Source organism: Streptomyces kurssanovii (assembly GCF_040677245.1).
Lineage (GTDB): Bacteria > Actinomycetota > Actinomycetes > Streptomycetales > Streptomycetaceae > Streptomyces > Streptomyces kurssanovii.
In genome coordinates this window covers 140855-151324 of the sequence record NZ_JBFAQK010000012.1, presented here as the reverse complement: position 1 = coordinate 151324, position 10470 = coordinate 140855, and the positions used below count along the sequence as shown (strand labels likewise).

Below are 10470 nucleotides of genomic sequence, written 5' to 3'. Positions count from 1 at the left end.
CCCCGTGCGGGTCACCGTTTGTTGGCCCTCCAACCCCCCCCCCCCCCCCGGTTTCAAACCCACCCCCCCCCCCCCCCCCCCGGCCCCCCCCCCCCCCCCACGGGGAGAGCGGACCTCCGGCGCCGCGACGGCACCGTGGGGACGGGGGCCGTCACGGAAGAGGTGGCCGTATCCGCGCGACGCGGATACGGCCACCTGTTTGCTGTGTGCCCTTGGCTGTAGGCCCTTGCGTGTGCCCGCGGGGTACCGGGCCTCAGAGCGCCGGAGTGGCGACCGCGTACGTGTGGCGGAGGAAACGGATCAGCGTCTGAGCGTCGAACTGGACCACCGCGACACCGTCCGAGGTGTGGAACTCGATGATCGCCTGGACGCGTCCGCACGGCCAGATGCCGATGTCCCCGTCCCGGGTGGGCGCCCGCAGCCCCGACTCGAGGAGTTCACGCGGGAACGTCCACTCCTTGCCGCTCGGGAACGCGAAACTGACCGTGGCGGGATCCTCGGCGGGGTCGTAGCTCAGGAAGACGCGCACTGGTCGGTGCTGAGGAGCGTCGGTGACGATCCGGCCACTTGCCTGCTCTTTGACGGCGTGCGACATCGGCAAGCTCCTCACACTCTCGTCCGCTTTGTCTCTAATGTCCCATATTTCGGATGGGATGCTCCGTCTTCTTCCGTGGAACCATGTTCATTTGTGATCCATGCGCTCTTGCAAGTCATTTGCAGCAGGGCACTATCATTGAGCACTTCCTCATCTGTCCGAAGCGGAGCTCTCCATGCATGTCCCCGACGGATTCATCAACACGCCCGTCTCGGTGGCCGCCGGAGTCGTCGCTGCCGGCGCGGTCGCCGTCAGCCTCCGCGGCGCCCGCCGCGAGCTGGGGGGATCCCCTGCCGAGCTCCCCGGCGCCGACCGCACGGCGCCGCTCGCGGGGCTCGTCGCCGCGTTCGTCTTCGCCGTTCAGATGCTCAACTTCCCCGTCGCGGCCGGCACCAGCGGCCATCTCCTCGGCGGGGCGCTCGCGGCCATCCTCGTCGGACCGTTCACGGGCGTGCTCTGCATAGCCGTCGTACTGCTGATGCAGGGCATCCTCTTCGCCGACGGCGGACTCACCGCGCTCGGCGTCAACATCACCGTCATGGGCGTCGTCACCGTCCTCGTCGCGTACGGACTCTTCCGCGGCCTGGTCAAGATCCTGCCGCGCACCCGCCGCTCCGTGACCGCCGCGTCGTTCGTCGCCGCGCTGGTGTCCGTCCCCGCGGCCGCCGCGGCCTTCACCCTCCTCTACGAGGTCGGCGGCCTGACCGAGGTGCCGATCGGCTCCGTCCTCACCGCGATGGTCGGCGTCCACGTCCTGATCGGCATCGGCGAGGCCGTGATCACCATGCTGACCGTGGGCGCGGTCATCGCCGTACGGCCCGACCTGGTGTACGGCGCCCGCGGCCTGTCGGCACCGCTGAAGCTCCGCGTCGGCGGCGAGCTCGTCGACGCTCCGGCGGCAGCCGGACCGGCGCCCGCCGCCGCCCGCTCACCGCGCCGGCTGTGGCTCGGCGGCCTGGTGACGAGTCTCGTCCTCGCCGGCTTCGTCTCCTTCTACGCCTCCGCCGACCCCGACGGTCTGGAGAAGGTCGCCGCCGACAACGGCATCGACCGGACCGTCGAGGAGCACGCCGCCGCCGACTCGCCGCTCGCCGACTACGGCGTCAAGGACGTCTCGGACGCCCGGCTCTCCGGCGGTCTCGCCGGCGTGATCGGGGTCGGCGCGACGGTGGCCCTCGGCAGCGGTGTCTTCTACGTGGTGCGCCGCCGGCGCAGCGAGGACGCCGAGCCGGAATCCGTCCAGGGATCGGTCTGACATGGGTGCGGGCCACGCCCACAAGCTCTACCGGCACGGCCACTCGCCGGTGCACACGCTCCCGGCGCACTGCAAGCTGCTCGCCGTCCTCGGTTTCGTGCTGGTCGTGGTCTCCACCCCGCGTGAGGCGGTCTGGGCCTTCGGGCTGTACGCCGTGCTGCTCGGCACGGTCGCGGCGGTGGCCCGGATCCCCGCCGGTTTCCTGCTGAAGCGGCTGCTGATCGAGATCCCGTTCGTGGCCTTCGCCCTGCTGATGCCCTTCGTGGTGCCCGGTGAGCAGACCGCGGTGCTGGGGATCTCGCTCTCCGTCCCCGGCCTGTGGGGCGCCTGGAACATCCTCGCCAAGGGCACGCTGGGCGTCGCCGCCTCCGTGATCCTCGCCTCGACGACCGAACTGCGCTCCCTGCTCCTCGGCCTGCAGCGGCTGCGGCTGCCGTCGCTGCTGGTCCAGATCGCCTCCTTCATGATCCGTTACGGCGATGTCATCGCCGACGAGATGCGCCGGATGTCGATCGCCCGCCGCTCGCGCGGGTTCGAGGCGCGCGGGGTACGCCACTGGGGCGTGCTGGCCAAGTCCGCCGGCGCCCTGTTCATCCGCTCCTACGAGCGCGGCGAACGGGTGCACCTGGCGATGGTCAGCCGGGGCTACACCGGCACGATGCCGGTGCTCGACGACGTGCGGGCGACGCGCGCCCAGTGGTCGTACGCCGCCGCACTGCCCGTGACCGCGCTCGCGGTCTGTCTGCTGGGATGGACGCTATGAACGTGACGCCGCCGCCCTCTCTCGACGTGCGCGGGCTCGCGTACGCCTATCCCGACGGCCACCAGGCGCTGTTCGGCGTCGACCTGACCGTCGGGCGCGGTGAGCGGGTCGCCCTCCTCGGGCCCAACGGCGCGGGCAAGACCACGCTCGTCCTCCACCTCAACGGCATCCTGGCCGGCGGGGTCGGTTCGGTCTCCGTCGCCGGGCTGCCGGTCGGGCGCGAGAACCTGGCGGAGATCCGCCGCCGCGTCGGCATCGTCTTCCAGGACCCGGACGACCAGCTGTTCATGCCGTCGGTCCGGGAGGACGTGGCGTTCGGCCCGGCGTCGGCCGGGATGCGCGGCCCCGAGCTGGAGGCCCGGGTCATGGCCGCGCTGGACCGGGTCGGTATGGCCGGGTTCGCCGACCGGCCGCCGCACCACCTGTCGTTCGGGCAGCGCCGCCGCGTCGCGGTCGCGACCGTGCTCGCGATGGAGCCGGAGATCCTTGTGCTCGACGAGCCCTCGTCCAACCTCGACCCCGCCTCCCGCCGCGAACTGGCGGACATCCTGCGGGCGTTGGACGTCACCGTGCTGATGGTGACGCACGATCTGCCGTACGCGCTGGAGCTGTGCCCGAGGTCGGTGATCCTCAGCGACGGGGTCGTCGTCGCGGACGGAAGCACGCAGGAACTGCTGGGCGACGACGATCTGATGCGCGCGCACCGGCTGGAGCTGCCCTTCGGGTTCGATCCGAGGTCCGTGACAATAGGCGCGTGAACATGGGGCGTGGATACGAGGACCGGAGCGGGGCGGCGGCGTCGCTGCTGCTCGACGACCAGCTGTGCTTCGCGCTGTACGCGGCGCAGCGGGCGGTCACGGCCGCCTACCGGCCGCTGCTCGCCGAACTCGGCCTGACCTACCCGCAGTACCTCACGATGCTGGTGCTGTGGGAGCGCGGCGAGATCCCGGTCAAGGAGCTGGGGGCGGCGCTGCGGCTCGACTACGGCACCGTCTCGCCGCTTCTGAAGCGGCTGGAGGCGGCGGGTCTCGTGCGCCGGGAGCGCTCCGCCGCCGACGAGCGCTCGGTGCGGCTGGTGCTCACGGAGGAGGGCGAGGCGATGCGCGGACGGGCGGAGGCGGTGCCCGCCCAACTGCTGGTGAGCACAGGCCTGGAGGGGTCGGAGATCGCGCGGCTCCGCGCCGATCTGCACCGGCTCGCGGACGCGGCGGCGAAGGCTACCCCCGAGTAAGGCAGCGGCTGCCGACTCGGATACATTGTGCGCGATGTAATCGCACCGGTGCACACACTCGGGGACGCAGCATGAGCGAACAGGTCGAGCTGACCGACATGGCCGACACCCGCCCCACCAAGATCATGTATGTGGCGGAGGCCACCGCCCACGGCGGCCGCGACGGCTATGTGACGAGCCACGACGGGCAGATCGAACTCCGCGTCGCCATGCCGCCCGCCCTCGGCGGTGACGGCCGCGGCACCAATCCGGAACAGCTCTTCGCCGCCGGCTACAGCGCCTGCTTCCACAACGCCCTGGTGCTCGTCGGACGCCGCGCGGGCCTCGACCTCACCGGCTCGACCGTCGCCGCCAAGGTCGGCATCGGGCCCAACGCGGCGCGTGGGTACGGGCTCGCCGTCGCGCTCAACGTCTCGCTGCCGCTCGTGGACCAGGACCTCGCCGCGCGGCTCGTGGCCGCCGCCCACCAGGTCTGCCCGTACTCCAACGCCACCCGCGACAACATCGACGTCTCCATCGTCCTCAGCTGACCCCGCCGGGGGAGACCGCGGGGACCGACCCGCGGTCACAGTGGTCCGGACCACGTTGCACCATGGGGGGATGGATCGCAGCGAAGGAGCAGACGTGGTGGACGTCCGGGGCACGGTGGCGGACGGCTACGAGGCGGTCGCGGACGCCTTCGCGCGCAACTTCGAACAGCGCGGCGAGCGCGGGGCGGCCGTCGCCGTCTACCGCGACGGGCGCAAGGTCGTCGACCTGTGGGCAGGCACCCGGGACGTGGACGGGCACGAGCCGTGGGCGGTCGACACCGCACAGGTCGTCCGCTCCGCCACCAAGGGCGTCGCCGCGGCCGTCGTCCTCCTGCTCCACCAGCGCGGCCAGATCGACCTGGACGCGCCGGTCGGCACGTACTGGCCGGACTTCAAGGCGGCGGGCAAGGAACGCGTCCTCGTACGCCACGTCCTCGCGCACCGCGCGGGCCTGCCGGTGCTGGACCGTCCGCTCACCCCCGCGCAGGCGGCGGACGGCGTCGGCGGACCGGCCGCGGTCGCCGCGCAGGCGCCCGTCTGGGAGCCGGGCACCGAACACGGCTACCACGCGCAGACCTACAGCTGGCTGCTGGGCGAACTGGTGCGCCGGGTCACCGGACGCGGCATCGGCCGCTGGGTCGCGGAGGAGATGGCCCGCCCCCTCGGCCTCGACCTGTGGATAGGGCTGCCCGGCGAAGAGGCCCACCGGGTGGGCCGGCTCGGCCCCGTCGCGGAACCCCCGGCCGCAGAGGGCGGCGGCCTCCGGCTGCGCCCCAAGCGCTCCGTGGCGGAGGCGTACCGCGACCCCGCGTCCCTGACCCGCCGCGCCTTCGGGGCCATCGACCCGCTCCCCGACGAGAACGACCCCGTCTACCGCGCAGCCGAACTCCCCGCGTCCAACGGCATATCCACCGCCCGCGCACTCGCCCGTTTCTACGCCGCGACCATCGGCGACGTCGACGGCGGCCGCCGGCTCTTCGCGCCCGCCACGCTCACACTCGCCCGCACCGAGGAGTCCGCCGGACCCGACCGGGTCCTGGTGGTGCCCACCCGCTTCGGGCTCGGCTTCATGCTGCACGGCCCCGCGTCGCCGCTCCTCGGACCGGGGTCATTCGGCCACCCCGGCCGCGGCGGCTCGCTCGGCTTCGCCGACCCCGAATCGGGCATCGCCCTCGGGTACACGACCAACGGCATGCGCAAGGGCGTTACCGCCGACCCCCGTGCCCAGGCACTGATCAGGGCGGTACGTTCGGCCCTATGAGACGTTTCGAGGGCTACGGGGCACTGATCACCGGCGGCGCGCGCGGTATCGGCGAGGCCACGGCACGCAGGCTGGCGTCCGAGGGCGCGCGGGTCCTGATCGCCGACATCGACGCGGAGGCCGCGGAGCGGACCGCGGCCGGGATCGAGGGCGCGGCCTTCGTCCGCTGCGACGTCGGCGACCGGGCGTCGGCGGAGGCGGCCGTGGCGCGCGCGGTGGACCACTTCGGTTCCCTGGACGTCCTGGTCAACAACGCGTTCTCGGCCTCCCGGCACGTCGGACCGCTCGAGGAACTGCCGGACGACGGCTGGCAGCAGGACCTGGACGTCACGCTCACCGGCGCGCTGCGGTGCGCCCGGGCGGCGTGGCCGCACCTGGCCGCGCGTGGCCGCGGCGCGATCGTCAACATCGGCTCCGTCAACGCCGAACAGGACTTCGGCGGCCACGCCTACAGTGCGGCGAAGGCCGGCCTGGCGTCGCTGACCCGCACCCTGGCGGGCGAGGGCGCCGCGCGCGGCATCCGGGTCAACCAGGTCAACCCCGGTACGATCCGCACCCGTTCATGGGCGGGCCGGGAGAAGAGCCTCGAGGTCCTGAGCGGTGTCTACCCGCTCGGCCGGGTCGGCGAGCCCGGCGACATCGCCGCGGCGGTCGCCTTCCTCGCGTCATCGGACGCGGCGTGGGTCACCGGCACGACACTGCCGGTCGACGGCGGGCTGCTGGCCGTCAACACCGGATTCCGGCAGATGGTCGTGGACGAGCGCACGGCGGACCGGTAGGCGCCGCGGAGCACCGACTGCATGGCCCCCGCAGAGGGCGTCAGCCGGTCGTCAGCATCAGGCCGATGCCCGCCACCATCAGGACCGCCGCCGCGATCCGCGGGCCGCCGAAGCGTTCCTTGAAGAACAGCGCGCCGATCGCCGCCCCCACGATGATCGACGACTCGCGCAGCGCCGCGATGGGCGCGAGCGGCGCACGCGTCTGGGCCCAGAGCACCAGTCCGTACGCGGTGACCGCCATCGCCGCGCCCAGCAGCCCGCGCCCGGCGTACGGCAGCAGTTGAGGCCACAGCGCGGCCCGTCGGACGTATATCGCGTAGAGGACCAGCGGTATGCCCTCCAGGATCATCAGCCAGGCGATGTAACCGGCCGCCGTACCGCCCGCCCGCACGCCCATCCCGTCGATCACGGTGTACGCGGAGATCGACAGGCCCGTCGCGAGCGCGGCGGTCACCGCCGGCCAGTGCGGCCGCGGGGCCTCCCCCGCGCGGCCCGCGCCGGCCCGGCCGCCCAGCGGCAGGACGCCCCACACCGCGAGGCCGACGAGCCCGGCCGAGGCGACCAGCACGCCGGCCAACTGCCCGCCGCTGACGCGTTCGTCGACGAACAGGGCGGCAGCCGCGGTCACCACCAGCGGGGCCGTGCCGCGGGCGATCGGATACACCTGGCCGAAGTCCCCCAGGCTGAACGACCGCAGCAGCAGCGCGTGGTAGCCGACGTGCAGGACCGCCGACGCGATCAGGTACGGCCAGGCGCCGGCGGCCGGTACCGGCACGAACGGCGCCATCAGCCCTCCGATGACCGACGCGCCCCCGACGATCAGGGTGAAGACGACCAGCCGGTCCTTGATCCGGTGCGCGAGCGCGTTCCAGCCGGCGTGGGTCAACGCCGCGGCGAGGACCGCCCCGGTGACCAGAGGGGTCACGCGGTGCGCTCGCGGACGTCCACCAGAGTGCCGCCCGCGTGCGCGATCAGGGACTTCGGGTCGAGCGGGAAGACCGTGTGCGGGGTTCCGGCCGCCGCCCACACGACGTCGTGGTCGAGCAGCCCCCGGTCGGCCAGCACCCGGGTGCGGGTGCGGTGGCCGAACGGCGGGACGCCGCCGATCGCGTAGCCCGTCGTCTCGCGCACCAGGTCGGCGTCGGCGCGCTTCACGGACTCGGCGCCGAGCTCCTGCCGTACCCGCTCCACGTCCACCCGCGACGAGCCGTCCATCAGCACGAGCACCGGCGCACCGTCCGCGGTGAAGATCAGCGACTTGACGATCTCGCTGACGTCGCAGCCGATGGCCTCCGCTGCCTGCGCGGCGGTGCGGGTGGCGTCCGGGAAGCGGCGCACCGGCACGTCGAGACCGAGCTCCCGCAGGGCCTCGGCGAAACGGGGGTGGGCGCCGGTGGTGTCGTCGTGAGTGCTCATGGCCCGCACGCTAGCGGTAGCTGTATGGGCCATGCGAACGGTTTCGCCGCGTGGCTCAGCGCGCGTTCAGCACCCGGGCGACCGTGCTGCCCGCCGAGTCGCCGCCGTGTCCGCCGGCCTGCACGACCGCAGCGGCGGCCAGGTCGTCGGCGTAGCCGGTGAACCAGCTGTTGGAGTCGCCCTGGCCGTCGACCTCCGCCGAGCCGGTCTTCGCGCCCTTGTCGCCGCCGACGGAGGCCATGGCCGCCGTCGCCGTGCCCGAGCCCACGGTGGCCGCGCGCATCATCTGCCGCAGGGACGCCGCCATCGAGGCCGGCATCCGCGGCGCGGTCGCCAGTTCACGGTCGTCCAGGCTCTGCGGGACGATGACCGGCTGCTTGAAGCCGCCGTTCTTCACGGTCGCGGCGATGGACGCGACATTGAGGGCGTTCATCTGGATCTGGCCCTGGCCGATGTACGAGGCGGCGGTCTCCGAGCCCGTCGACTCCGGGACCTTTCCGTCGACGGTGACGACGCCGGCCTTCCATTCGAGGCCGATGCCGAAGTACTTGGCGGCGGTCTCGCCGAGCGCCGTGCCCGCGGCGGCGCCCAGGGGCTTCACCGGTTTGATGAAGGTGGTGTTGCAGGACCGCGCGAAGGCCTGCTGGAACGTCGCGCCGGGGATCGAGAAGTCCTTGAGGTTGTGGAACTCCCGCTCCCAGGTGACCGTCGACGGGCACTCGACCGGCGAGTTCGGCCCGTTCACCAGCCCCTTGTCCAGCATCATCGCGGCCGTCACGATCTTCATCGTCGATCCGGGTGCCTGCGCTCCCTGGAACGCCGTGTTGAAGCCCTCAGCGGGGGTGTTGGCCACGGCCTTGATCTCACCGGTGCTGGGCTGGACCGCGACGACGGACGCCTTGGCGTAGTCCTTCACGGCCTTCTCCGCCGCCGCCTGCACCTTGGCGTCCAGCGTGGTGCGCAGGGTGCCGGACCTTCCCTCGGTCAGGGTCAGCAGGCCGCGGTCGGGCACGCTCGCGTCGGCGGAGGTGATCGCCAGCTCGATGCCCGGCGTGCCGCCGGCCTTGTCCCCGTACTCCTTGCGCAACGCGTCGAGGACGGGACCGAGGGAGGGGAACTTCTCCTCGCTGAGCTCGACACCGTTGTCGTCGAGCGCCTTGATCGGCGGGGCCGACGCCTCCGCCGTCACCAGCGAGGCGCCCGCGGTGAGTTCGGGATGGACGACGGACGGCTGCCAGTCGACCAGCGCCTTGCCCGTCGTGAGGCCGCGCACCACGGTCAGCTTCGAGGCGTACGACCAGGGCTTGCTCTTCCCCTCGTACGCCACCGTCGCCTCCACGGTGAACGGCACCGTCGCGCCCGCCGCCTGGCCGGCCTTGATGACGGCCTTGGACACGTGCGCCTGCTCCGTGAAGCCCGTCAGCAGCGGCTCGGCCTCGGCCTGATTGTTCGTCAGCTGTGCCGCTTCGGGGCCCTTGCCGGCGGCCCAGGCCGCGAGGAACTCCGTCGCGGTCTCCTCGATCTCGTCCGCGCTCGGCGGGCCGCTCCGTTTCTCGCCCGACGCGGCCTTGGTGCTCGTGTCACCGCCCCCGCCGGAGCCGGTCAGCCCGTTGTACAGGTTGTAGCCGCCGTAGCCCACGCCACTCGCGACCACCACGAACGCGCCGGCGATGATGCCGACCTTTGCTCCACTGCGCATGCCCGCAGCCCCCTCCCCAGAGTGCATGCCCTTGAACACGTTCAAGGGCATGAGTCGTTCGCACTCTACGTGACAGGAGTGACACAGGGGCCGGTAGTTATGGGAACGCGACGCGACCGCGATGTCAGTGCCGGGCGGGCGGTCGCTCGTCCAGGGTCGGTCCTTGGTCCGACTGGTCGGATCTTCCGGTGGGTCGCGCCGGGACGTCCGGGCATCGGCAGGGCCGAGGTTATGAATGCGTCACCGGATCATCCATGATCATCGACCTCAGGAGCCACACGATGCGCCCCATCAGAGCAGCCTGTCTCGGCACGGCCACTGCGCTGGTCACCCTTCTCGCCTGCGTCCCTGTCGCGGCCGCCTCCGCGACGGACACCGGTTCCGCCCACGCCGAGGGCAAGGACAAGGGCAAGGACAAGGTCATCACCCTCATCGGCCGACTCGCGGAGCAGTCGCGCTTCCCCGTCAACCCGGGCGGTGCCCCCGCCCAGGGCGATCGGACCGTCGTCCGCTCGGTCCTCTTCGACGAGGCCGGCAATGAGGTCGGCGAGACCGGCGGCACCTGCACCACCACCCGGGTCGAGAACGGCGGAGCGGAGGTGTGCATCGTGACCTACACCCTCCCGGGCGGCCAGCTCTCCGTGCAGGGGATGGTCTACGGCCATCTCGTACCGGGTCCTCCCCCTTCGTTCGACAACGGGATCACCGGTGGCACCGGGGAATACGACCGGGCCCGTGGCTCGGTCCACGCCGACACGATCGCTCCGGGCACGAGGCGCTTCACGATCGACCTCAAGCACTGACCGACGCCGCCTCCGCCCGGTGGGAAGGCCGGCCCCCCGGACCGTCCGTGGGCCGTCGGAGGGCCGCCGGTGGCCACCACCGGTAGCCGGTCACCACGAAGAGGGCGCGGCCTGCGGCCGCGCCCTCTTCGTGTTCCT

General features: G+C 72.4%; 12 protein-coding genes. 8 read left to right on the top strand and 4 right to left on the bottom strand.

Annotated elements, in window-relative coordinates; genetic code table 11:
• Nucleotides 1-253 precede the first annotated feature (253 nt).
• The gene (locus tag AB0K36_RS12315; protein WP_364592038.1) at nt 254-595 is read right to left on the bottom strand and encodes an SsgA family sporulation/cell division regulator; all 342 of its coding nucleotides are present in this window, start codon (nt 593-595) and stop codon (nt 254-256) included.
• Nucleotides 596-770: 175 nt separating this feature from the next.
• On the opposite strand from AB0K36_RS12315, the gene AB0K36_RS12310 reads away from it, so the two are divergent.
• The 7 genes from AB0K36_RS12310 (at nt 771) to AB0K36_RS12280 (ending at nt 6414) form a co-directional block, all read left to right on the top strand.
• Entirely contained in the window at nt 771-1850 is a 1080-nt protein-coding gene (locus AB0K36_RS12310; RefSeq protein WP_364592035.1) for an energy-coupling factor ABC transporter permease, read from the top strand.
• Between the two features lies 1 nt (nt 1851).
• Nucleotides 1852-2613, top strand: a complete 762-nt coding sequence (cbiQ, locus tag AB0K36_RS12305) for a cobalt ECF transporter T component CbiQ (protein WP_364592033.1) — start codon at nt 1852-1854, stop codon at nt 2611-2613.
• Nucleotides 2610-3371, top strand: coding sequence for an energy-coupling factor ABC transporter ATP-binding protein (locus AB0K36_RS12300; protein ID WP_364592030.1), 762 nt, complete (start codon nt 2610-2612; stop codon nt 3369-3371). Before cbiQ ends, AB0K36_RS12300 begins: the two co-directional genes overlap by 4 nt.
• A gap of 2 nt (nt 3372-3373) precedes the next feature.
• Nucleotides 3374-3844: a MarR family winged helix-turn-helix transcriptional regulator gene (locus tag AB0K36_RS12295; protein ID WP_189469480.1), complete on the top strand. Its 471-nt coding sequence runs from the start codon at nt 3374-3376 to the stop codon at nt 3842-3844.
• Between the two features lie 71 nt (nt 3845-3915).
• A complete protein-coding gene (locus AB0K36_RS12290; RefSeq protein WP_189469140.1) occupies nt 3916-4374 on the top strand; it encodes an organic hydroperoxide resistance protein in 459 nt (152 codons plus the stop codon).
• A gap of 70 nt (nt 4375-4444) precedes the next feature.
• A complete protein-coding gene (locus AB0K36_RS12285) occupies nt 4445-5635 on the top strand; it encodes a serine hydrolase domain-containing protein (RefSeq protein ID WP_364592027.1) in 1191 nt (396 codons plus the stop codon).
• Nucleotides 5632-6414 carry an SDR family NAD(P)-dependent oxidoreductase gene (locus AB0K36_RS12280; RefSeq protein ID WP_364592024.1) on the top strand — a complete coding sequence of 261 codons (783 nt, stop codon included), beginning with the start codon at nt 5632-5634 and terminating at the stop codon, nt 6412-6414. The genes AB0K36_RS12285 and AB0K36_RS12280 overlap by 4 nt, the downstream gene beginning before the upstream one ends.
• A 40-nt stretch (nt 6415-6454) precedes the next feature.
• Here AB0K36_RS12280 and AB0K36_RS12275 read toward each other — a convergent pair whose 3' ends face one another.
• Genes AB0K36_RS12275 through AB0K36_RS12265 form a run of 3 tightly spaced genes read right to left on the bottom strand, consistent with a single transcriptional unit; the run spans nt 6455 to nt 9529 of the window.
• On the bottom strand, nt 6455-7339 hold the full coding sequence (locus AB0K36_RS12275; protein WP_364592021.1) for an EamA family transporter: 885 nt from the start codon (nt 7337-7339) through the stop codon (nt 6455-6457).
• The gene (locus tag AB0K36_RS12270; protein WP_159691123.1) at nt 7336-7830 is read right to left on the bottom strand and encodes a YbaK/EbsC family protein; all 495 of its coding nucleotides are present in this window, start codon (nt 7828-7830) and stop codon (nt 7336-7338) included. Before AB0K36_RS12270 ends, AB0K36_RS12275 begins: the two co-directional genes overlap by 4 nt.
• Nucleotides 7831-7885: 55 nt before the next feature.
• Complete coding sequence (locus tag AB0K36_RS12265; protein WP_364592018.1) at nt 7886-9529, bottom strand: penicillin-binding transpeptidase domain-containing protein; 1644 nt, start codon at nt 9527-9529, stop codon at nt 7886-7888.
• A 281-nt stretch (nt 9530-9810) separates the two neighbouring features.
• Here AB0K36_RS12265 and AB0K36_RS12260 point away from each other — a divergent pair, with 281 nt between their 5' ends.
• Nucleotides 9811-10332 carry an allene oxide cyclase barrel-like domain-containing protein gene (locus AB0K36_RS12260; protein ID WP_364592015.1) on the top strand — a complete coding sequence of 174 codons (522 nt, stop codon included), beginning with the start codon at nt 9811-9813 and terminating at the stop codon, nt 10330-10332.
• Nucleotides 10333-10470: the final 138 nt, after the last annotated feature.